Source organism: Desulfovermiculus halophilus DSM 18834 (genome assembly GCF_000620765.1).
Classification (GTDB): Bacteria; Desulfobacterota; Desulfovibrionia; order Desulfovibrionales; family Desulfothermaceae; genus Desulfovermiculus; species Desulfovermiculus halophilus.
This window is the reverse complement of sequence record NZ_JIAK01000023.1, coordinates 15,209-37,493: the sequence shown is the minus strand read 5'-3', so window position 1 is coordinate 37,493 and position 22,285 is coordinate 15,209. Positions and strand designations below refer to the sequence as shown.

General features: G+C 60.2%; 22 protein-coding genes. 6 read left to right on the top strand and 16 right to left on the bottom strand.

The genetic code is table 11. The annotated features are described in order from the left end of the window. Positions 1-59 precede the first annotated feature (59 nt). Together N902_RS17555 and selD are read left to right on the top strand one after the other, a co-directional pair. Complete coding sequence (locus tag N902_RS17555; RefSeq protein ID WP_034622591.1) at positions 60-971, top strand: selenium metabolism-associated LysR family transcriptional regulator; 912 nt, start codon at positions 60-62, stop codon at positions 969-971. A gap of 174 nt (positions 972-1,145) precedes the next feature. Beyond that, complete coding sequence (selD, locus tag N902_RS0111150) at positions 1,146-2,192, top strand: selenide, water dikinase SelD (protein WP_084288256.1); 1,047 nt, start codon at positions 1,146-1,148, stop codon at positions 2,190-2,192. Between the two features lie 29 nt (positions 2,193-2,221). Here the strand turns inward: selD and cmk are convergent, their stop codons facing one another. The 11 genes from cmk to N902_RS0111095 form a co-directional block, all read right to left on the bottom strand. Next, positions 2,222-2,929: a (d)CMP kinase gene (gene cmk / locus N902_RS17550; protein WP_051564530.1), complete on the bottom strand. Its 708-nt coding sequence runs from the start codon at positions 2,927-2,929 to the stop codon at positions 2,222-2,224. Continuing rightward, a complete protein-coding gene (gene hisC, locus N902_RS0111140; protein ID WP_027370997.1) occupies positions 2,922-4,046 on the bottom strand; it encodes a histidinol-phosphate transaminase in 1,125 nt (374 codons plus the stop codon). The genes cmk and hisC overlap by 8 nt, the downstream gene beginning before the upstream one ends. A 16-nt stretch (positions 4,047-4,062) precedes the next feature. Then, positions 4,063-6,339 (bottom strand): type IV pilus secretin PilQ, encoded by a 2,277-nt coding sequence (locus N902_RS0111135; RefSeq protein WP_027370996.1) that lies wholly within the window; start codon positions 6,337-6,339, stop codon positions 4,063-4,065. Continuing rightward, on the bottom strand, positions 6,329-6,877 hold the full coding sequence (locus tag N902_RS0111130) for a pilus assembly protein PilP (protein ID WP_027370995.1): 549 nt from the start codon (positions 6,875-6,877) through the stop codon (positions 6,329-6,331). The genes N902_RS0111135 and N902_RS0111130 overlap by 11 nt, the downstream gene beginning before the upstream one ends. A 2-nt stretch (positions 6,878-6,879) precedes the next feature. Next, complete coding sequence (locus tag N902_RS18810; protein WP_051564529.1) at positions 6,880-7,488, bottom strand: type IV pilus inner membrane component PilO; 609 nt, start codon at positions 7,486-7,488, stop codon at positions 6,880-6,882. Beyond that, on the bottom strand, positions 7,481-8,053 hold the full coding sequence (locus tag N902_RS0111120) for a PilN domain-containing protein (RefSeq protein ID WP_027370994.1): 573 nt from the start codon (positions 8,051-8,053) through the stop codon (positions 7,481-7,483). The genes N902_RS18810 and N902_RS0111120 overlap by 8 nt, the downstream gene beginning before the upstream one ends. A gap of 11 nt (positions 8,054-8,064) precedes the next feature. Further along, positions 8,065-9,120 (bottom strand): type IV pilus assembly protein PilM, encoded by a 1,056-nt coding sequence (pilM, locus tag N902_RS0111115; protein ID WP_027370993.1) that lies wholly within the window; start codon positions 9,118-9,120, stop codon positions 8,065-8,067. Positions 9,121-9,125: 5 nt separating this feature from the next. Then, the gene (locus tag N902_RS0111110) at positions 9,126-9,584 is read right to left on the bottom strand and encodes a universal stress protein (protein WP_027370992.1); all 459 of its coding nucleotides are present in this window, start codon (positions 9,582-9,584) and stop codon (positions 9,126-9,128) included. Positions 9,585-10,157: 573 nt separating this feature from the next. Continuing rightward, positions 10,158-10,691: a D-glycero-beta-D-manno-heptose 1-phosphate adenylyltransferase gene (rfaE2, locus tag N902_RS17540; RefSeq protein WP_425246761.1), complete on the bottom strand. Its 534-nt coding sequence runs from the start codon at positions 10,689-10,691 to the stop codon at positions 10,158-10,160. Between the two features lie 53 nt (positions 10,692-10,744). Continuing rightward, positions 10,745-12,424, bottom strand: coding sequence for a GTPase HflX (gene hflX, locus N902_RS17535; protein ID WP_244147412.1), 1,680 nt, complete (start codon positions 12,422-12,424; stop codon positions 10,745-10,747). 25 nt (positions 12,425-12,449) lie between these two features. After that, entirely contained in the window at positions 12,450-13,049 is a 600-nt protein-coding gene (locus N902_RS0111095; protein ID WP_027370991.1) for an IMP cyclohydrolase, read from the bottom strand. 72 nt (positions 13,050-13,121) lie between these two features. On the opposite strand from N902_RS0111095, the gene N902_RS0111090 reads away from it, so the two are divergent. Genes N902_RS0111090 through N902_RS0111080 form a run of 3 tightly spaced genes read left to right on the top strand, consistent with a single transcriptional unit; the run spans position 13,122 to position 16,206 of the window. Further along, entirely contained in the window at positions 13,122-14,435 is a 1,314-nt protein-coding gene (locus N902_RS0111090; RefSeq protein WP_027370990.1) for a nucleotide sugar dehydrogenase, read from the top strand. A gap of 28 nt (positions 14,436-14,463) precedes the next feature. Then, the gene (mqnB, locus tag N902_RS0111085) at positions 14,464-15,216 is read left to right on the top strand and encodes a futalosine hydrolase (RefSeq protein WP_027370989.1); all 753 of its coding nucleotides are present in this window, start codon (positions 14,464-14,466) and stop codon (positions 15,214-15,216) included. Positions 15,217-15,231: 15 nt separating this feature from the next. Then, complete coding sequence (locus N902_RS0111080) at positions 15,232-16,206, top strand: polyprenyl synthetase family protein (RefSeq protein WP_027370988.1); 975 nt, start codon at positions 15,232-15,234, stop codon at positions 16,204-16,206. Here N902_RS0111080 and N902_RS17530 read toward each other — a convergent pair. The 4 genes from N902_RS17530 to N902_RS0111060 form a co-directional block, all read right to left on the bottom strand. Continuing rightward, positions 16,184-17,062 (bottom strand): menaquinone biosynthetic enzyme MqnA/MqnD family protein, encoded by an 879-nt coding sequence (locus N902_RS17530; RefSeq protein WP_051564527.1) that lies wholly within the window; start codon positions 17,060-17,062, stop codon positions 16,184-16,186. The genes N902_RS0111080 and N902_RS17530 overlap by 23 nt on opposite strands. Positions 17,063-17,143: 81 nt before the next feature. After that, the gene (mqnC, locus tag N902_RS0111070; RefSeq protein ID WP_027370987.1) at positions 17,144-18,214 is read right to left on the bottom strand and encodes a cyclic dehypoxanthinyl futalosine synthase; all 1,071 of its coding nucleotides are present in this window, start codon (positions 18,212-18,214) and stop codon (positions 17,144-17,146) included. Beyond that, positions 18,211-19,314: an aminofutalosine synthase MqnE gene (mqnE, locus tag N902_RS0111065; RefSeq protein ID WP_034622585.1), complete on the bottom strand. Its 1,104-nt coding sequence runs from the start codon at positions 19,312-19,314 to the stop codon at positions 18,211-18,213. Before mqnE ends, mqnC begins: the two co-directional genes overlap by 4 nt. A gap of 80 nt (positions 19,315-19,394) precedes the next feature. Further along, positions 19,395-19,964: a TetR/AcrR family transcriptional regulator gene (locus tag N902_RS0111060; RefSeq protein WP_161635180.1), complete on the bottom strand. Its 570-nt coding sequence runs from the start codon at positions 19,962-19,964 to the stop codon at positions 19,395-19,397. 244 nt (positions 19,965-20,208) lie between these two features. Here N902_RS0111060 and N902_RS0111055 point away from each other — a divergent pair, with 244 nt between their 5' ends. Then, positions 20,209-21,024 (top strand): 1,4-dihydroxy-6-naphtoate synthase, encoded by an 816-nt coding sequence (locus N902_RS0111055; RefSeq protein ID WP_027370984.1) that lies wholly within the window; start codon positions 20,209-20,211, stop codon positions 21,022-21,024. A 14-nt stretch (positions 21,025-21,038) separates the two neighbouring features. Here the strand turns inward: N902_RS0111055 and N902_RS17525 are convergent, their stop codons facing one another. After that, entirely contained in the window at positions 21,039-22,283 is a 1,245-nt protein-coding gene (locus N902_RS17525; RefSeq protein ID WP_034622605.1) for a peptidase U32 family protein, read from the bottom strand. Positions 22,284-22,285 lie beyond the last annotated feature (2 nt).

The following is a 22,285-nucleotide window of genomic DNA, read 5'->3' as shown; positions in this document are numbered from 1 at the left end:
CTGGGCGAACTATTTTTTGGTTTTTGCTATTATAAAATGTGATAGGAAAGATAGATCTAATGGATATGCGCCGATTGGAGACCTTCTGCGCAGTCTATGAACAGCACAGCTTTTCTCGAGCCGGGGCCCTGCTGCATCTCGCCCAACCGACCATCAGTTCCCATATCTCCAGCCTGGAGAAGGAGCTGGAAACAGTCCTGTTTGATCGCTGTTCCAGGCAGGTTGTCCCCACCCTTGCGGCAGAGACTCTCTACGCCCATGCCCGTATAATTATTGAAGCCAGAAAAAAGGCCACCGCTGATATTGCGCTGTTAAACGGATCAGTCCAGGGATTGCTTCGTCTGGGCGGAAGCACTATACCGGGCCATTACATCCTGCCGGGGTATATGGGCAGCTTCCAGCACAGATATCCCCAGGTCGAGCTGCAGCTGGAGATAGGGGACTCCGCGCATATCGAGAACATGGTCCATTCCGGGGCCCTGGATATTGCCGTTATCGGGGGGCGGGAGAATATATCCCATCTACAGTATTACCGGGCAGCTGCAGACGAGCTATGGCTGCTTGCGCCGAGCGGTTCCCCACTTCATCCCTGGAAGATGAACGAGGCGCCAGGTCCGGACTGGCCTTGGATCGTGCGTGAGCCAGGGTCGGGGACCCGGAAGGCCATGCGCTTGGTGCTGGAGGAGATGGGCATATCCTGGAACAGTCTGCACATCCGGGCGACTGTGAGCAGTACCCAGGCCGTCCTGTCCTGCATCCAGGCCGGGCTTGGGGTGAGCATGGTTTCATCCCTGGCAGCCGCAGGTCCGGTTGGGCGTGGTGAAGTGATCCAGCTTCCAGGAGAAAACCACCGGCGTACCAGGGAGTTTTATGCTGTGATCAATGCACAAAAGGCTCAATTCCCGGCGACCAGGGCCTTTTTGCGGCATATTATTGGAGAGCATGGTCTTGTCTCAGCTAATCCAGGGTAGATGCATAGGAGATGAGAGACAGACCACATAACTTAGCGCGTACCTTTTGGGCCGAAGGGCCGTTCACGTTTCAACCCCCCTGAACGAATACCAAGGGCCAGGCACAGAAGGACTTGCAGCTTGGAGCAGAAAATGAGCCAGACCAACAAAGGGCAATGAATCAGGATGCAGCGTATGAAAGAGATATTTCTGGTCGACACGGTCAAGGCGTCCGGTTGAGCGGCAAAGCTCGCTCCAGAGGATCTGGAGCAGGTGCTTTCCCAGTTCTCGCATGTCCAGGACAGCCGGATCCTGGTCTCCGGTCAGGGGTGCGAGGATGCGGTGGTCCTTAGGTTTCCATCAGGGAAGGCCATGGTCCAGTCAGTGGACTTTCTGACCCCGATGGTCAATGACCCCTATGTATTCGGGCGGATCGCCGCGGCCAATGCCCTGTCCGACATTTATGCCATGGGCGGATGCCCCTTCAGTGCGATGAATATCGTGGGTTTTCCCAAGGACTGCCTACCCCTGGATGTCCTGACCTCCATCCTCCGTGGGGGCCAGGACGTGGTCAGGGAAGCCGGTGCGGTTATGGCCGGGGGGCATACTGTGGAGGACCCGGAGTTGAAGTTCGGCCTGGCTGTGACCGGGACGATCGATCCCGGGCAGATAGCGACAAACAGCGGGGCATCCGCTGGCGATGTCCTGGTCCTGACCAAACCGGTCGGGACAGGCGTTTTGGCTACGGCCATCAAGGCCAGGTGGGACAATGCACTCGAGCTGGAACAACTGCTCAGTACGTGGTCCGGCAGGCTGAATGCAGGCGGGGCCCGGGTTATCCAGGAGTTCGGGCTGAAAGGGGCGACTGATGTGACCGGTTTCGGTCTGGGAGGGCATGCCCTGGAGATGGCCAAGGCCAGCGGGGTGCATATCCAGCTGGAGGCCCGAGCGATCCCCTGGCTGGACCATGCCTGTGATCTCGCTGCCGTGGGGCTGCTGCCTGCGGGCGCCTACGCGAACAAAAGCCATTGCCGGGAATTCTTTGATTGCGCTGACACTGTGGATCCACTTCATGTGGATCTTGTCTTTGATCCCCAAACCTCGGGCGGGCTGCTTCTCAGCGTTCCGGAAGAAAAGCTGAGCCGGATCCAGGAGGCCCTGCATGCTGGGGGAGAGCTGGCCCAGGTAATTGGGAAGGTAGGTCCCCTGCACGGAGATCGGCCGGGATTGAGCCTGATATGAAAGAACCCCAAAAAGCCGGGTCCCGGAGTCTACTCCGGCTGTTTGGGTTGGGGCGTGATCCCGGGAAATGATCTGTGAATGATTTCGCGGAGTCTTTGCTCTACGTCCTGCAGGCTGAGTGCGGTTGTGTCCACAATATGCGCGTCATCGGCCGGGCGCAAAGGGGCAATGGCCCGGGTGCGGTCCTGCTGATCACGTTGCCGGAGATCATGGGCCAGGGCTGCTTGGTCCGGGGTGTGCCCCGCTTCCTGAAGCTGGAGACAACGCCGTCTGGCCCGTTCTTCTGGCGCGGCATCCAAAAAGATCTTGCACCCGGCCCGGGGAAAGACCACGCTGCCCATGTCCCGCCCCTCGGCGACCAGGGAAGACCGGCTACCAATCCCTTGCTGCACGGCCTGGAGAAAGGAGCGGACTTCCTGGCGCTGCCCAAGGTGAGACGCCCACAGACCGACATCTTCAGCCCTAATTTCCGGGCCGACCTGGACCCCGTTTACCTCCAGTCCAGTCTCCGGGCCATCCCCGCACAGGCTCCAGCGTATGCCCCGAAGAGCGGACTGCAGCCGCTGTTCAGACCAGTCCCATGATCCGGGACCGAGGTGCAGGGCCAGGGCCCGGAACATCGCCCCGGTGTCCAGGTACGCAATGTTCAGGTATCCGGCCAAATCCTTGGCCAGGGTGGATTTGCCCACTCCGGCCGGTCCGTCCAGGGTGATGATCATGGGCTGGTCCTTATGCATAGTTGTCCCGAATGTCCTTGCAGGCCAGGACCAGCCCCCTGTTCTCCCGTTCAGTTCCGATGGATATCCGAACATACTCAGCCAGGCCGTAGCTTTCGAGCCCCCGGATAATGTATCCCCTGTTTAAGAGCTCATCCACCAAATGCCGGGCCGGGCATGCGGGCCTGACCAGGAGGAAGTTGGCCTGAGTGGGGTAGACGGTCCATCCCAATGCGCGCAACTCCCGGGTCAGATCCTGTCTGCCCTGGAGGATGGTTTGCCTGCTGGCCTGGACGAACCAGGCGTCTTCCAGGGCGGACAGGCCTGCGGCTTCAGCCAGCAGGTTGACGCTGAAGGGCAGTTTGACCCGGTGCAAAAGGTCGCTCAACCAGGCCGGCATGATCCCGTATCCCAGACGCAGCCCGGCCAGGCCGTAGAGCTTGGAAAATGTGCGCAGCAGGACCACATTGTCCAGCTCCTCAAACAAAGGCAGAGGTGAGAAGCTGGACGGTTGATCAGCGAACTCTACATAGGCCTCGTCCACGATGAGCATGGTTCTCCGGGGCAGGGAGCGGGCCAGGTCGATCAGCTTCTCCCGGGGGGCGGTGTACCCAGAGGGGTTGTCCGGATTGGTCAAAAAAACCATTGCGGTGTTCTGATCCGCAGCGGCCAGGATCTGGCTCAACGGGAAGCTGAAATCCGGATTCAGGGGGATCTTGGTCAGCTCGACTCCGCACAAACGGGCCTGGAGGCGATAGATGCTGAAGCTGGGATCCAGAATCAGGATCCGGTCCTGCCCGGGTCGGGCCAGAACCCGGATCAGAAGGTCGATGATCTCGTCCGAGCCGTTGCCGATGACCAGCCGATCCTCGGCCAGCCCCAGGTGCCGGCCCAAGGCGGAGGCCAGATCAGGGGAGTTGGGCCGGGGGTAGCGAAAGACCAGGTCCGCCCGGCGCTGGACGGTTTTGGTCACCAAAGGCGATGTCCCCAGGGGATTTTCGTTGCTGGCCATCTTGATCACCGTGTCCAGGCCCAGATCCCGGCGGATCTCGGCCATGGACTGTCCCGGGACATAGGGACTGAAGTCCAAAAGTTCAGGGCGGATTGTGTCTTTGGGGTGTTCTGGGGTGCAATCCACAGCTCTTCTCCGTGATTCAGGATTGGAGGATATGCGGCCGGATGAAGATAAGCAGCTCGCGCTTGGTTCTCGTTTTGTATTCGTTTTTAAACAGCCAGCCCAGAAGTGGGATCCTGGCCAGGCCGGGCACCCGGTCCTGGACGTTTGATTGATTGAGCTGCTGCACCCCCCCGATGACAACGGTCTGATCGTTGTCCACGAATAATCTGGTCTGCAGGCTGCGGGTTTCTATGTCTTCCCCGCCGGTGACCGGACTGTCGTCGGAGATGTCCAGCTCCAGGATCAGGGTGTTGTCCGGGGTTATCTGGGGGGTCACCGCCAGCTTGAGGGTGGCGTCCACGTACTCTGTGGTCGTCCCTCCGCTCTCGGACTCGTTTTTGGTCGCGATCTTGGTCCCCTGGGTGATCTCAGCCAGCTGGTTGTTCAGGGTCACCACCCGGGGGGAGGAGATGGTGTTGACCTGGCCCTGGCTCTCGCCCAGATCCAGCTTGGCATCTAAGGTGTACATCTCATTGCCCGTGATCTTGGAAAAAAACGCCCCCAGGCCGAATGTGCTGGCGCCCTGGATTGGGAGATTGACGGCGTAGCCGCTGAAATCAGGATCGGCAATCGGCTCGGTTCCTCCCTGTGAGCCGTAGATCCCGGACACATATTTGCCGCCGGAGTGGGTGGAGGATTGCCCGCCTCCCCATTTGATCCCCATGCTGCGCTGGAACTCGTCTGTGGCGTAGACCAGTCTGGCTTCGATCAGGACCTGGCGCTCGGCTCTGTCCAGCTTGCGGACCACACTGCGGACCTTGTCTATAGCCTGGGCCGTATCAGAGACAATGAGCTGATTGGTCTTGGCATCGTGGCTGATCTCGCCCCGGTCGCTGAGAAACTTCTGCACACTCTTTTGCAGGTCGGGCGACTTGGCGTAGTTGATCTGGATGTATTCCGTATGCAGAGGGGCCAGATCCTGCTTGCTTTTCTGGGCCTGCAGCGATGACCGGCGGGCCTTGAGAATCTGCTCCTGCTCTTTCTGCAGGGTTTGAACCGGGGCAACCCTGAGGATATTGCCCTGCTGGACCATGCCCAGGCTCTTCTGCATCAGGACCAGGTCCAGGGCCTGATCCCAGGGCACGCTGTCCAGCTTGAGGGAGATGGTTCCGGAGACCTCTTGGTCCAGGATCAGGTCGTAGCCGGCCACCTCGGATATCAAGCGCAGGACGTGCTCGATATCCGCGTCCTGGAGATCCAGGCTGATCGGACTTCCGGTATACTCCTCCTTCATTCCCGGGAAGAGCTGGACCCGCTTGCGGCTGTCCTCGCGGTCCGGGCCGGTCAGGGAGGACGCCTTTGTCTCCGGCTGGCGAAGGCTGCGGTCCGGGCCGGAGGGGGCAGCGGCGGCCGCAGTCCGGGCCGGGATGTGCAGGTGCATCCTGGGGCCTTGTCTGCGAACCGGGACCGGATCCTGGATTCCGGACAGGATGAGCTCAGCACCATCCGGAGTGTCCGTAAGCAGTGCGGAACGGACTGCGGAGTCGAACTTGCCCAGCCTGTACAGCTTGACCAAGCGGGGAGGGACATGCAGGCCCGGAAAGAGCATGCGCAGCTTGTGGTCAGAGCTCGAACCCAGCTGATACTCAAAGGGGTGCGAGGCGGTCAGGGAAACAACCAGGTCCCGGCCGGAACGCTCAAAGTCGATGGCCTGCAGTCGGAGTGGAGTCTGGTTCAAACTGTCGGGCTGTGCTGATCGGTCTTGGGAGTGGGGGGTAAAGATAACCCTGGCCGTATCCGGCTTAGGTCTGGAGATATAGAATTGGATGTCCCGGGTAAAAGAGATGGTCAGGCTGCCTGAATGGGCTTTGGCCTCAAAGTCGGTGTCCATGGAGGCGACCAGAGGGTCGGATATGGAGGAAGGGCGGCTGAGACCAAAATGGGGGGTCAGCTTGAGCTTAAGGCGTTTTTGACTGTATGCGGGGGTGATGGATGTCTCGGGCAGCACAGGGATAACTGCAACGTGCCTTCCGTCCTGCTGTTCGAAGCGGACCACGGCACCGGAAAGGGCGGCCTGGGGCTGATCCTTTCCGGTGTCCTTAAATGAGGACGACGCGGCTGGTCCGGCATCTGAAGAGGACCGGGATGCCCAGCCGGACTGTCCTGTTGCGTTCCCAGCCGGGAGCCGGTTTGAGCTCTGAGGTCCACTGACCCCGCATCCAATCCCTGCCCAGAGAAGGACCAGGAATACACAGATAAAGGGCAAGGTGAAAGTTGGCCAGAGAATATGGGTTATCGGCTGCTTACCCGTCATGCCTCTCTCCTGCCGGGTCCTGAAGCTCCAGAACGATTGTGTGCCGAACTTCCTCCCCCCAGGGGGTGGTTGTTGTTTCTTCAATGGTTACCTCTCGTTCCTGGATTATGGTCACTACACCTTCTTTCTGTCCGATGGTCGTTCCCGGGCGCAGTATATACCCTTTGCCGTTGGGCAATTCAACCAATGCCAACCGGCTTCCGTCTCCTGCCGGCCTCAAGATCCCCACCAGCTTCAGCTGGGACGGAGCAATCTTTTCCAAAGGCGTGAGTGAGCGTTCCGGCCGATCCTCTCCCTCCCCGCCCTTGGGCTCGGAATGCAGAAACGAGGCGAAGGGGTCCACCCTGTCCCGGGGGGAATAGCTGAAGTCAGGGGGGCTGATCCAGGCCGGGGCCGTGGTTGCAGTGCCGTTGGTTGCCTTTTGGGCCCGTCCATCTGGGCCGCACAGAAACGTGCAGCATGCGGCGAAGATGCACACACCGATCCGTACCCCGAGGCCAGGGCTCAGCCGGTGAGGTTTTCCTGTCTCGACGCCCATAGTCACGTATTTTTTGAGTCCTTTTTTTCCTGTTCGGACAGGATCCGATATATCTGCAGACGGCAGTCCGCCTGCAGGGAAACGCCCTGGGATCGATTCTTGGAAACAGGCCTGAGCTGGACCGACTCCAATGTGACCAGCCGGTCCAGGCCGGACAGGCGATTGAAAAAACGCATGAGATTGTGGAATGTGCCTTGGAATCGGACAGTCACAGTTCTGGATGCATAAAAATCATGTCTTCTCTCCTGACTCGGGGTGAAGAGCAGGAAGTCTATCCCGGCCTTGTTGCCCAGCTTCTCTATAGACGAGAGCAAGTTTTCGACATCGGCATTTGTTTCCGGAAGCAGGGTCTGGGCATACAGCATCTCCCGCTTCCGGGCCTCAAGATCCTTTGTCAGCTCGGGCAGCCGTCGAACCTTGGCCCGGTATCTGGCTATGGTCTGGTCAATCTGCTGGATGTCCTGCTCCAGGCTGTGGATGGTTTCCAGCTGGGGCTTGAACAGAACGAACCATACTGCGGCAACAGCCGCCGCCCCGGCAGCGCAGGACAGAACCAGCTTGCGCCGGAAGGAGAGTTCCTTCCAGCGTTGGAGCAGAAAGGGCTCAGCCATTGGTTTCTCCTGAGTCCGGCGAGTCGGCAGCTGACAGGCTGCACCGGAAGGCGACCAGATCCAGATTCTGTATTGATGTGCGCTGGGTCTGCTGCAGGGAGACATCAGCAATGTACTCCGAGCCCCGCAGATTGCGCAGATAACGAGCGAAGACCTGATTGTCCAGGGCCACCCCGCTGAGGGTGATCCGGCCTTTGTTGTCCATGCTCAAAGACTCAAACCATATCTTGTCCTCCGGAACATGGCCGGAGATGACGTCCAGGTACCTGACCGGCATGGCCTGCCGGGCCCGGATGCCGCGAATGATGGAGATCCGTCGGTCCAGGTCCTGGAGCTGGTTTTGTATCCTGGTGATCTTTGAAAGCTTCTTCTGCAGCTTCTTGCGCAGAACGACCTTGTCTTGTCTCTCCTGACGCAGATGCTCTGCTTTGGTTGCCAGCATCTGCCTGGCCTGGATGACTGCCGTGCCCAGAAGCAAAAGCAGGAGAATGCCCAGAAGGATCTGTTTCCTGCTGTCTGTCTTTGGTTTGTGCCGTTTATGGGGCAACAGGTTGATGGTCAGCATAGGCGCTTTTCTCACATCACTCCACGCAGGGCAAGGCCGGCGGCGACTGCATACTGTGGCCCCAGGCTCTGCAGATAGCCGGGATCGAATTCAGGGGAGTCCTGGACCCTGCATTGCCTCCAGGGATCAAGAAATGCGGTCTCAAAGTCGAGATATTCGTGAAGGATATCCGTCAATCCTGGGTGCAGGCTCCCCCCCCCGCTCAGGTACAGGGTCTGGGGCCGGGGAGCGGAGTCGGCCAGAGAGCCGGCATAGTAGTGCAGAAGGCGCTGAATCTCTTCCGTCCAGGCGATGAAGGCGGCTTGCATCTCTCGTTCCACGGTGGTCCGGATCTCAGGAGACAGGCTGTCCGGAGACTGCCACTTTAAGCTCTCTGCTTGTGTGCCTGGAAGGTCCAGGGCATGAACCAGGCGGTCGGTTATTTGCTGTCCGCCGAACCCCGCATCCCGGATAAACAAAGGGTTTTCGCCGTGCACAACACAAAATGTGCTCTGATTGGCCCCTATGTCCAGAAGTGCACACGGGGTGTCCTGCATCTCCGGGTAGTTGAAGGCAAAGCAGTTGCACAGAGCAAAACCGTCCACATCGATAATCCGGGTTTCAAGCCCGGCCCGGGACATGACCCATTGGCGCTCATGGACCATTTTCTTCTTGCTGGCCACCAAAAGGACCGAGGTTTCCCCGCTCTCCTGGTGCGGGGCCAGGGTCTGATAGTCCAGGCAGACGTCCTGGGCTTCAAATGGAATATGCTGGGCGGCCAGACCGGGCAGGGAGTCCGGCAAGTCCCCGGCCTGATGGCTTGGGAGGCTGAGACGCTTGATGATCACTGAATGTCCGGCCAATGAAGTGATCACAGCCCCCGGGGGGATCTGCAGCTCGGAGTACAGGGCGCCGAGGTGCTCGGCCATCTGCCGGGGCTTCTCCTTGTCCTGCACAGTCCACGGCATGCGGCCGATTTTGTGCAAAACCACCCCCTGCCTGGTCCGCTGGAATCCAACCAGCTTGGCCCAGGATTGGCCGCAGTCCAGACCGGTCGGAGGTCTATTCCGTTTCCAGGGCAGCTTCATTGCAATCAGCCGGCAGCCTTGACGTCTTTGGGGCGCAGGGTCACCACCGGCATGGATGCGGCTTTGACCACTTTCTCAGCCACTGAGCCGAAAAGGATGCGGTCAATGCCTTTCCGGCCATGGGTGCCCATGACAATGAGATCCACGTTGTGTTCATTGGCAAAAGCGAGGATCTCTTCTGCGGCGTAGCCGGAAAGCACGTGTCCCTGAGCCTGATCAGAGCCGAAGTTTTCGTTCAGGAACGCATCCATGGTCTGTTCCGCCCCGGAGATGATCTCGCCCACAAAGTTCTCAATGGAGCTGGGGGCGATTTGAAAGCCAACGTATTGGGCCAGGGTGGGGGCGACATAGACAACATGGATTTCAGCCTGGAAGGCCTCGCTCAGGGTCCGGGCGTAATCGGCTACTTGCGGACTGTACTCGGCAAAGTCCACAGCGCACAGAATTTTTTTGATCTGGGCCATACTGTTCCCTCCGGTTGGTGGTGCGAGATGTCAATTCCGGCCGTACCCAAAAGCCTGAGCCGGTCTTATTGATGAGCGCAAAAAGTTGTTTACTTTTTGCGCGCTGCACTGAAGCTACGCGGGAAACAACTTCCCGCTTGCGGACATAGCTCGAGTCCCGCCATAAGCGGAACTACTCATGGGAGCGCAATGTAAAGAACATGGCTCTTCGACACAGAAAGTGGAATTGCACACCTAAGAGTTTGGCGTCTCTTCTGTGTGCCTTAAGCGGCAGGCCCGCACATTTTCTTGGTCCCGCCAAAAGGGGGAAACCCGGCACTCACGTGTATGACAAGCTTTCGTCAAACACAAAGCAGTGACCTGCACGTGAGTAGCCGGGGGGGGGCAGGGATCCCCCTTTGGCGGGACTTAGAAAATACCGGGCCGAAAGTGGGCACGCAGAAGAGATGGCAAACTCCAAAAATCCACAGGCTACGTCGAAGAACCAAGAACATTTCGCACCCATGAGTAAGTCCGGTATAGGACAAAATGCGCACGCAGATGGCATCGAATTGCACAGGCCTGGACTTTTAATCAACGCCCGTTGGCCTCTGGCTCCATCAAATGGGGGTTTTGGCCCGTCTCCCCGGTTCGCGAAAGGGCGAGTATCCTTTCGATGATTGCGGTGGTTGAATACCCCGGAAGCATAGGCAGGCTGAGGACCTGTCCCCCCCTGGCCAGGACATGCTCCCGGCCGACAATGTCTTGGACCGGCCAGTCTCCGCCTTTGACCAGGATATCCGGGCTGATGTCCCGAATCAGCTCCAGGGGTGTGTCCTGGTCGAAAAGCATAATGTGATCCACGCACTCCAGGGCGGAGAGCACGGCGACCCGGTCCAGCTCGCTGGTGATCGGCCGGCCCGGCCCCTTCAGCCTGCGAACCGATGCATCGCTGTTGACTCCGAGTACCAGGCGGGATCCCAGCTGTCTGGCCCGGGCCAGATAGTCGACATGGCCGGGATGCACAAGATCAAAGCATCCGTTGGTAAAGACCACGGTACCGGAAAAGTCCTTGCCCCTGCGGGCCTGAAATGCCGACGGTTCTATGTATTTGGCTGGGTACTGCACGCTGTCCGCCATGGTGGTCTTGAGCTACTTCAATGGATTGGAGTGAAGGTTCCTCACTTTAGATGCATATACTCACTGTTCAGGCCAAAAGTTCCGGGCTGTCCATGGGACCCAGCCTCCGTTGCCGGCAGCTTGCTGCCGATGCGCTGCATAAGCTCTCTCAGCCCATACCGGCCCTGAGCGGACACGGGCAAAGCGTCCGGATAGCGGTTGGTCAAGGTCATGCGCTGGGCAAAATCCACCAGGTCCCATTTGTTCAGGACCAGCAGCCGGGGAATGCCATGCAGGCCCAACTCCCGGAGCAGGGTCTGGACTGCTTCCACATGCTGGTTCAGCTCCGGGTGGCGGGCATCGGCCACCTGGACTAGAACATCGGCTGCATCCAGCTCTTCCAGGGTGGCCAGGAAGGCTTCCCGGAGCGAAGCCGGCAGGGAGCGGATAAAGCCGACGGTATCGGTCAGGATCACTTCCCGGTCCTGAGGAAAGCGCAGTCTGCGGGTAACGGGGTCCAGGGTGGCGAACAGCTTGTCCGCAGTCAGAACCCGGCTGGAGGTCAAGGTATTGAGCAGGGTCGACTTGCCGGCATTGGTATAACCGACCAGGGCCACAATGGGCAGCCCGGCCTTGTCCCGTCGATTCCGGGTTGCACCCCGCCGGTCCCTGACCTTGGCCAGCTCTTTGTTGATCTTGGTCCGTCGGTCCTTTATCCGCCGCCGGTCGAGCTCCAGCTTTGTCTCTCCGGGGCCCCGGCCGCCTATCCCACCGGCCAGGCGGCTGAGGGCCTTGTTCCTGCCCACCAGGCGGGGGAGGGTATAGTCCAGCTGAGCCAGCTCTACCTGCAGCTTTCCGGCCCGACTAGTGGCATGCTGGGCGAAGATGTCCAGGATGACCTGGGTCCGGTCCAGAATCTTGCGCTCGGTGAGCTCGGCCAGATTCCGCATCTGGGCCGGGGCCAGCTCCCGGTCGAAGACCAGGACCCCGGCTCCGGACTGCAGGGCCTGGACCTCGAGCTCGGCCAGCTTGCCCCGTCCCAGGATATGCTTGGGATTGACCGCATTGACCCGCTGTACGAGACGGCCCACGGTCTCCAGCCCAGCAGTGTGCACCAGATCCGCCAGTTCCTGCAGAGAGGTCTCTTGTATGCCTTTGGGCGCTGTGCTCACGCTGATGAGCAGGGCGCGCTCCAGAGATGTCGAGTTCCGGCCTGGAGCAAAGTGCTTGTGCAGCTCAGACTCCAGGGCTTCGGCCTGGGCTGTGAAGTCGGTGGTCACCCGGTCCCAGGGCTGGACCGGGGATACTTGGTACAGTTTCTGCTGCGGATTCGGGGGCAGGATCTGGGCCCACTGGAGCTGATCCGGCTGGCCGTGATCGTTCACGGTCAAGGCGGCAATGGAGTCCAGGCGCAAAAAAACCAGGTCCATGAGGTCGTCCTGGGACAGGCCGGCGGTCCCGAAATGGGTATGCAGCAATCGCAGTCCGCGCAGGCGGCCTTCGCTTTGCCGCTGGCGGCCCAGGTCCGGAATGACAATCTGGTCCCGGTCGCCGACCAAAAGCATGCTCGGCCGTCCCTGGCGATCAATGAGCAGTCCAAGCTGGCGGCCGGTCATCTCACTCAGCCCGGCCAGTTCATGGGCCTGTTCGCTGCTGTATCCGCCTTGGCTGGGATACCGGCGGCGGAATATGCGTTGCAGCAGCTTGAGATGGCTTGGTTTGAGGCCGCTGGTGTGACCCAAGACTTTTCCGGCTATATGAGGCTCCTTACAGATCGGTTTGGCCCAGGGCCCGGGCGATCATGGTGTCGTACCCTGCGGTCAGGGCAAAGGTTCTGGCCGCCATCCGCCTTCTGAACTCAAGGCTCACTGCGCCGCGGTTCTTTTCCAGCTCTGCCTCGAACTGGGCATAGGATTCAGGGGTAGGCAGAACCGTCAGGCTGTGGAAGTTTTTCGCCCCGGCCCGGAGCAGGGTGGGGCCACCAATATCGATTTCCTCGACCAGCTCCCGGTCCTGTTTCTGATCGTTGAGGGCCTGAGCGAAATCGTACAGGTTGACACAGACCAGATCAAAGGCAAGGATATCCATTCTGCGCAGGGTCTCCAGGTGCTCCTGGTTGTCCTTGTCGGCCAGGATCCCGGCGTGGATCAAGGGGTGGAGGGTCTTGACCCGGCCTCCGAGGATTTCGGGGAACCCGGTAACCTCGCTCACTGCAGTCACCGGAAGCCCGGCATCCTGGATGTGGCGCATGGTTCCCCCGGTGGATACCAGCTCAGTCTGGTTCTGAACCAAGGCTGTGCACAGCTCAGTCAGGCCTGTTTTGTCGGTCACGCTGAGCATGGCCCGCTTGATGGGCAAAAGGTCCATTTCGTCCTCCGCATTTGTGATTTGTTTCATCATGTCAAATTCTAAGGAAAATGACAAGGAAGGTGACCGGACATGCTCAAGCTGGCCGATTTTCTGGAAAGAAAGGAAAAGATTGCGGTGGTTGGTCTGGGCTATGTGGGCCTTCCCCTGGCCGTGGCTTTGGCCAGGCATTTTCAGGTCATCGGCTTTGACATCTCTCCGGTCAGGGTCCAGGAGCTGAACCAGGGGCGGGACCGAACCGGAGAAACCCAGGCCCGGGATCTGTTGGCAGTTGATCTGACCTGTTCTGCGGATCCGCAAATCCTGGGCCGGGCCCGGCTGATTATCGTGGCCGTGCCCACTCCCATCGACTCCAACCGGCGTCCGGACCTTGGACCGATACAGGGTGCAAGCGCAACTGTGGGCCGGCACATGGCCGAGGGGACTGTTGTGGTCTATGAATCCACTGTCTATCCGGGTTTGACGGAAGAGCTGTGCCTGCCCATGCTGGAGGAGGCTTCGGGGCTGCACTGCGGAAGGGATTTTTGGATCGGGTACTCACCAGAGCGGATCAATCCAGGAGACAAGGTGAATACCCTGGAGAATATCGTCAAGGTCGTGGCCGGGCAAAGCGAGGCGGTCACCGATTTTCTGGCCTCAGTGTATGCCCGGGTTGTTCGGGCCGGGGTGCACAGGGCCCCGAGCATCAAGGTTGCTGAGGCGGCCAAGGTCATTGAGAATACCCAGCGGGACCTGAACATTGCCCTGATGAACGAGCTGGCCCTGATCTTTGAACGGATGGGGATCGATACCCTGGATGTCTTAGAGGCTGCCGGGACCAAATGGAACTTTCTGCCCTTCAGGCCCGGCCTGGTCGGGGGGCACTGCATTGGTGTCGATCCCTACTATCTGACCTTCAAGGCCGAGGCCCTGGCCTATCACCCCCAGGTCATTCTGGCTGGAAGGCGGATCAACGACAACATGGGCGAGTTTGTGGCCCAAAGGGTGATCAAGAACATCATCCAGGCCGGGAATGGTGTCCATGGGGCCAGGATCGGGATCCTGGGCCTGACCTTCAAGGAAAATGTCCCGGATCTGCGCAATACCCGGGTTATCGATATTCTCCGGGAGTTGGAGAGCTTCTGCGTCCGGGTTGCGGTCCACGACCCCCTTGTGGATGTGGATGAGGTCAAAGCAGAGTTCGGAGTGGAGCTGACGCCCTGGGAGGAGCTGAAGGAACTGGATGCCCTGATTCTGGCTGTGCCCCATTCGTGGTATACCCAGCGCTCCGCCGGTGAGCTTCTGAGCTGCCTGCGTGATCCGCAGAAGGCAGTGATCGCCGACATCAAGGGGGCCCTGCAACCGGAGGTCATCCGCAGCTTTGGCACCACCTATTGGCGGCTGTAGGGTTTAGAGACAGGTGAGGGATACGTAAATGGATACTCGATGCACCCGGCAGCCCATCGCCCTGGTCACAGCCACCCGCAGGGAGATGCAGGCCGTGCTCGGCGCCCGGGGCCAGGGAGTCTCCCTGAAGCTGAGTCGTTCGTATGAGCTGGCCTGGGGCCCCAGGACCCTGCTTCTTGTGATCACCGGGATCGGTATGGTGAATGCTGCCATGGCCCTGGGGCGGCTCGCCGCCCGGGCCCCTGGACTGGCCGGGGTTCTGAACCTGGGCATTGCCGGAAGCTTTGATCCAGGCCGTTTTCCTCTGGGCTCTGTGGTCGCAGTGCAGACTGAAATCTGGCCCGAGTTCGGTCTGATAACTGAACACGGCGTGGATCCCAAGGGCCTGGGCTTGGGCCAAGGCAAGGCTCAGGGGGAGATCGTCTGGGATACCCTGGCCTGGGATCCGGACCGGGAGGCCCAGGGCATGGGACTGGAGCTTTGTCCCCAGTGGCCCCGGGTGACCAGCCTGAGTGTTTCCGGGGTCTCCGGGACTGCGGATCGGGCCGCCTATTTGTGGAGCCGGACTCAGGCGGAGGTGGAAAACATGGAGGGCTTTGCCCTGGGCTGGGCATGTGCGGTGCATGGACTGCCCTTTGTGCAGATCCGGAGCATCTCCAACCGGGTCGGCTCGCGCGAGGCGGGGGAGTGGGCAATTGATCGGGCCTTCTCCAGTCTGGGGGATGCCGCCTTGCGGCTATTGGGGCCGGAGAAAGATCCCTTGCCAGGCAAAAGGCAGTAGTGTATCAGGAATCCCATGCCCTCGCTGATCGAGTTTTTTCACCAGCATCGTTCGCAAATTGACCACAGTCTGCGCACTATCTGCTCCGATCTGAACCCGGTTGTTCAGCCGGTGGCTGAACATATTTTAAGCGGAGGCGGCAAGCGGCTCCGGCCGGCCTTATGCCTGCTTACCTTTCAGGCCCTGGGGCAGGGAAAGCCGGTCCGCGGGCTGTACCCTCTGGCCGCTTCTCTGGAGCTCATCCATTCCGCGACCCTGCTGCATGACGATATCCTGGACAATGCATCCATGCGACGCAGCCAGTCCGCGGCCCACCTGCTGTTCGGGACCAGCGCAACCCTTTTGGCCGGAGACGCTTTGCTGGCCAAGGCCAACAAGGTGGTCACCGAATACAACAGCCTGCCCCTGATGGCCTGTATATCCGAGGCCATCTACCAGACAGCCACCGGGGAGATTTTGGAGATCGAGCGCATGAAGCAGCCGGATCTGTCCCGCGAGGAGTATCTGGAGATCATTGTCGGCAAGACCGGCTTTTTGCTCCAGACCTGCTGTCAGAGCGGGGCGATCATGGCCGGATGCAGCGATGCGCAGATCGAAGCGGCCAAGTGCTTCGGGCTGAATATGGGCATTGCCTTCCAGCTGGTGGACGACGCTATGGATTACGCCGCGTCTCCGACCCAGTCCGGAAAGCCCCTGGGAGGGGACTTACGGGAGGGCAAGCTGACCCTGCCCCTGATTTTCTTCCTCAATACCCTGGACCAGGATGTCAAGGCCGGGATATTGGCCAGGATCAAGGATTACACCCTGGCCGATTCTGAACAGCAGTGGATCCTGCGCCGCATCCAGGATCTTGGCCTGAGCCAGAAGGCCAGGGAAGAGGCCGATACCTTTCTGCACACCGCCAGAGAGGCCCTCTCCGTCTTTCCGTCCTCTCCGGAGCGCGATCTCTTGACCCAGAGCCTGGAGTTCATTCGGGACCGCTGGGAATAGCCAGAAAGTTCAGCTCCGGCATATGCTGCAGCTCGCCGCAGTCATACAGCTTGCGGTAAAAAAGGCGCAGCCCCTCCTGTTCCCTGGGGCCGAAATCATAGACCAACCCGTTGAAGTAGGAAACAAGGTCCGGATAGGTCAAAATGCCCTGTTCACTGACCAGGCGGGCGAAAAAGGGAATGCGTTTCACTCCCCAGTCCTTGGCCGCAAGGAGCTGCCGGCATCCGCAGGCCAGGGCGGCTTCTTCCCGGCTGGTGCCCGCTTTCCGCCCGACCCAGACCCCAAAGATAAAGGGCAGGCCGGTCCACTCCAGCCATGCCTGCCCCAGGTCCAGGCGATAGGGAAACTCCGGGTGATCGCGCAGCCGCAGGGCCTCGTCGCCGATGGCCAGGAAGGCGGTCGGCGGATCGTTGGCTTGGAGCCTGGCAGTAATGTCCCCGGTCTCGTATTCGACCTCAAGTCCCATGTGCTCGCGGACCAGGAGACGGAGCAGGGCTGCCGAGGTATGGCTCTGGGAGCTGAGCAAAATGCGGCGGCCCTGGAGGGAAGACCAGGGAACACTGCTGAGCAGGAGAACGCTCTGAACCGGTCCCTGGCTGCCAATGGCTACCCGGGGCAGGAGGAGGTAGTCTTCAAAGTGTCGGCCGTATTCGATGCTCGAGGCCGCGCTCATATCCAGCTCCCCGGCCTTGATCCGGGTGTTCAGATCCGCCGGAGGGCCGGAGGTAAAGACAAAGTCATGGGCCACATACCCATGGTCCAAGGCGTAGTAGATGGGCAAAACGTTCAAGTAGCTGATCTTGCCCATGCGAATGGGCGTGCTGGGGCCTGAACCGGAAAGTGGGTCGGAATGCATAGCAGTCATACCAATGGGTTGGAGAAAGGTTTCGGCGTCAACAGATGGAGAATGGATCTGGTTTGTAACACAGTTCCCGGATCAGACCAGTGCATAGTCCATCCGGCGCTGCCTGGGCTCAAACCCCGCCGCCTGAATGACCTCCTGCATCGTGGCTTCGCTCATCCGAAAGCTTACCCCGGATGCAGCGACCACGTTTTCTTCAATCATGGTCGATCCGAAGTCGTTGGCCCCAAAGAACAGTCCGAGCTGTCCGATTTTGGCCCCCATGGTCACCCAGGAGACCTGGAGGTTGGGGATATTGTCCAAAACCATGCGGGACAGGGCCAGAAGACGCAGATACTCGATGCTGGTGGCCTTGCGGGCTGACAGGGCGGTGTTGTCCGGCTGAAAGGTCCAGGGGATGAAGGCGGTGAACCCCTTAGTTCTGTCCTGCTGATCCCTGAGGGCCAGGAGGTGATCGACCCGGTCCTCCAGGGTTTCCACATGCCCGAACATCATGGTGGCTGTGGTCAGAAGCCCTTTTGCATGGGCCAGGCCCATGACGTGAAGCCATTCCCCTGCGGTGCACTTGTTGGGCGCGATTCCCCTGCGCACCCGGTCGACCAGGATCTCCGCCCCTCCTCCGGGAATGGAGTTCAGCCCGGCCGAGATCAGCCGGTCCAGGACCTGTGAAGGGTGCAGCCCTGAGAGAGAGGCGAAGTGCATGATTTCCGGAGGGGAAAACCCATGGATGTGCAGGCCGGGAAACTGCTCCTTCACCGCAGTGAGCATCTGGGTATAGAAATCAATCCCCAGATCCGGGTGATGGCTGCCCTGGAGCAGGATCTGGGTGGCGCCAAGATCCATGGCCTCCCGGATCTTGGCGCTCAGTTCGGCAAACCCCAGGACGTATCCTCCGGCCTGCCCCGGTGCGCGGTAAAAGGCGCAGAACCGGCATCCACAGACGCATATATTGGAATAGTTGATGTTCCTGTCTACTACATAGGTGACCACGGGCTGGGGATGCATGCGGCGGCGAACGGCCTGAGCCGCAGCGGCCAATTGATGCAGATCGGCCCGGGTATACAGGTCCAGGGCCTGGTCCCGGGTGAGGCGTTCGCCGCGTGCAGCCCTCTGGAGCAGATCGCTGGAGGCAGATGCGTTCATCATTGTCCTCCTTGCACCGGGCTGAACAAGCCGTTTCGCTCCTGGGGGATGAGGCCGCAGCCGCGGATCATGTCTTCAAGCTCTTTTCGGGTCAGGACCTGGGGGGAGTCGGCACCGGCCATATGCCCTATCTTTTCCTCCACCACCGTCCCGTCAAGGTCGTTGGCCCCAAAGAACAGGGCCGCCTGGGCCTGTTTCAGTCCCAGCATGACCCAATAGCTTTTGATGTTGGGGATGTTGTCCAGCATAAGCCTGCACACGGCTATGGTCTTGAGCTCCTCGATGCCGGTGAGAGAGGTAATCCCTGTGAGCTGGTTGTTTTTAGTCTGAAAGGGGAGGGGAATGAAGCAGACGAATCCTCCGGTTTGGTCCTGCTGGGTGCGCAAGAGCTCCAGATGCTCCAGGCGGTCCCGGACGGTTTCCAGGTGCCCGAAAAGCATTGTACAGTTGGTCTTCAGGCCCAGGCTGTGGGCCAGGCCGGATATCTCCAGCCAGCGTTGTCCACTGATCTTTTCCGGACAGATCCGCCGCCGGACGTCTGGGGCGAATATCTCCGCTCCTCCCCCGGCCATCATGTCCAGGCCGGACTGACGCAGGCGAAGGAGGACCTCCCGGGGAGAGATGCCTTCCAGATTGGCGAAGTGCTCAATCTCCACCGGAGTGAAGCATTTAAGGATCACGTCCGGGCGCAGGGCACGGATGGTAGACAGCGCGGCTTCGTAGTAGTCCAGGCCCAGCCCGGGATGACAGCCCCCGACGATATGGATCTCGGTAAGGGGCATGTCGGACTGGGCCATGATCTTTTCCTTGATCTCTTCCAGACTGAGCTCAAAGGCCTGCTCCTGTCCCTGTTTGCGGTAGTAGGAACAAAACCGGCATTGGTTGACGCAGATATTTGTGTAGTTGATCTGCTGGTTGAGCACGTAGCTGGTTCCCAGGCCGTGCCTTTCGGTCCGGGCGGCGTGGGCCAGGGCTCCGACCAGGACCGGATCCGGACAGTCGAACAAGGCTTGTCCCTCATCCAGGGTCAGGCGCTCCCCGGCCCGGACTTTGTCCGCAATCGTGCTCAGGTTGTGCTGGCGCAGGGCTTGGTGTAAGGGCATGAATATCCTCTCAGATTACAAAGGGCTGTGATGTGTGTGCAGGGCTGCTCTCTACAAACAGAAGCGGTTTTATTACGGCATTATTTCCCCAATCCCTTGCGGATGAAGCGGATAAGGGTCTGCACATGTTCGTGGTCCGGGCCGGTCGGGATCATGGACGATGCTTCATCCCCATCGGGGGCAGACATGGCCTGAAAAAAGCGGTCCAGAAGAGTATCGATAAAAACCACGGACCATTCCGGGGAAAGGTCCGGGTCCAGCTCGGTGTTGGCCAGGCCCTGGTCAACCAACCCGGCCAAATAGGCCCTGGAAGCGGCTCTGACTTCAAGCAGGTACCCTGCCCGGCCGGGCAGGTGTTCATCCCGCAGGACGTGCATGTACAGGCGGTAGAACCCGGGGTTTTCCCGGACAAAGTCCAACCCGGATTGGACCACGATACGCAGCCGGGTGAAGAAATCCTTGTCCCGGGTGTGCTCCCGGATAAAGCGCAGATGCTGGGAAACAGCGCCCTTGGCCTGGGCAAAGACGTAGTCAAAAAGGCCTTGTTTTGTCCCGAAATATTGAAATATTGATCCCTTTGCGATTCCGAGGCGATTGACCAGCCGGTTGATGCTGGCCTGGTGGTACCCGTATGTGCCGAATTCAGCCACGGCCGCATCCAAAACAGCCTGTTGCTTTTCTGGTGCCGTTTTCAGAAAGGTAGGGCTTGGGTACTGGCTCAAAGGATCACCCCGGGACATGGTCGAAAAGGATCGCTGGCCTGCAATGACCAGCCGGTCATTGCAGAGCTTGTCACTGGGGCCAAGGCTTGTCAAGATGCAATCGTTCAGACCCCCTGAACACATAGGTCAAGATGCTCACGCAGCACATCGACCACCCGGAGGACGAGACACCATGACTCAGACCCTACAGCTCGGGATTTCCCCCTGCCCAAACGACACGTATATTTTTGCCCCCCTGCTTCAGGGGCGGATCGATCATCGCCCCTACAGATTGGAGGCCAGACTGGCGGACGTACAGGAGCTCAACAGCGCAGTCTGTGCCGGTGCGCTGGACGTGGCCAAGATCAGCATGGCGGTCTACCCCAAAATTCACGGGAGCTACCGTCTCTTGAGCTGCGGAGGGGCCCTGGGACGGGGCTGCGGTCCGCTTTTGGTTGCCCATGGTCCCAGCTCTGTTCAGGACTTGGGCTCGGCCAAGATCGCGGTTCCCGGGATGCTGACCACAGCCTGTATGCTCCTGCGGGCCCATGGTGGATTCCAGGGAGAGCTGCAGGTCATGCGCTACGACAGGATTATGTCCGCTGTAGCCCGGGGAGAAGTCCAGGCCGGAGTGATCATTCACGAAGGCCGGTTTACCTATCCCCAGCACGGACTGCATCTGGTCCTGGACCTCGGGGCCTGGTGGGAGCAGGCCACCGGACTGCCCATTCCCTTGGGAGGAATCGTGGCCCGGCGCAGCTTAGGGACGGACGTGGCGGCCTGGATGGAAGAAAAGATCCGGGCCAGCCTGGATTATGCCCGGGAACACGAAGCCGAGATCTGGCCATATATTCAAGCCCATGCCCAGGAAATGGAAGAGCGGATCATCCGGGAGCATATCCAGACCTTTGTGACGGATTTTTCCCGGGATATGGGACAGGACGGATGGGCCGCAGTGCGGGCGGTGTTTGCAAAGACAGGACAGAATCTGCCCCAGGAGCTGGGGTGAGGCCAGGATGAGGTCTATTCCCTGTCGTCCTCCGGGGACTGTTCTGGATATGCCCGGAGCATAAGTCCCGGCCGGAGGTCCGGATGGTCTGAGCGAAGGAGGCCCTCCTGACCGGAGTGCAGGGCATCTGCCGGGTCACCGGTCAGGGACTCCAGGCTGTAGACTGCCGGGGAGAGCTCCGGGCGCCTGAGGCCGGGGACCAGGATCTGCACCTTCCGGCCGGACTCCCATCTGTGCCTGAGGCTGATCCTCCACGTGTCCGGACCGTCCCTGCAAAGGATTTTGGCCAGGACCGGGGCCCTGGGCTGGGTCCGTTCAGGGGTGAACAGGCGTTTTCGCCTGCCGGGGAGGAAAAATCCGGTGCACAGGGGGCGGGTGGCCACCAGCTGCAGCTCCCGCCAATACAGCCCGGGCCGGAAGGTCTTGCGCCGAATGTCGGCCAGGGCGGTGGCGTAGATGTCCACAACCTGGGCCAGATACGAGCTGGTCTTCATCCGGCCTTCTATCTTCAGGCTGTCCATCCCGGCCTTGCTCAGCCAGGGCAGGAAGTCGATCAGGGCCAGATCCTCGCTGGCCAGCAGGGTTGTAAAAGCCTCGTCCTCCAAGGCCTCCCAGGTGGGTTCTCCGGTCCTTTGGGCTTCCTCCAGGAACACGCTCCTGTATTTGAAGCGGCAGGGCTGGGTGCACAGGCCCTGGTTGGCCGAGCGCCGGGTGAGGTGGGCGCTCATGTGGCAGCGTCCGGAGATGGCCATGCACATGGCCCCGTGAACAAAGGATTCGAGCTCGAGATCCGGAACCGCCCGTCGAATGGCGCGCACCGCCCTCAAGTCCAGCTCCCGGGCCAGGTTGACCCGGCTGGCGCCCTGATCCTGCCAGAAGGCGGCGGCGTGCGGGTTGGAGGTGTTGGCCTGGGTACTGATGTGGATGGGGATCCGGGGCAGGATTTTTCTGGCCAGCCGAATGACCCCGGGATCTGCGGCGATCAGGGCATCCACGCTCGTGCCCTCAAGGCCCTGCAGCTGTTCCTGGACCAGGGGAATCTGCTCCGGGTGGGGCAGGATGTTCAGGCAGTAGTAAATCCTACGGTTTTGGGCATGAGCGGTGTGCAGGGCCTGGTTCAGCTCTGCTGGCGAAAAGCCGGGGGTCTGGGCCCGAAGGTTGAGATCAGTCCCTCCCAGGTACACGGCGTCTGCACCGTAGGTCAGGGCTGTATCCAGCCGTTCCGGAGAGCCCGCTGGGGCCAGAAGCTCAGGGTACATGC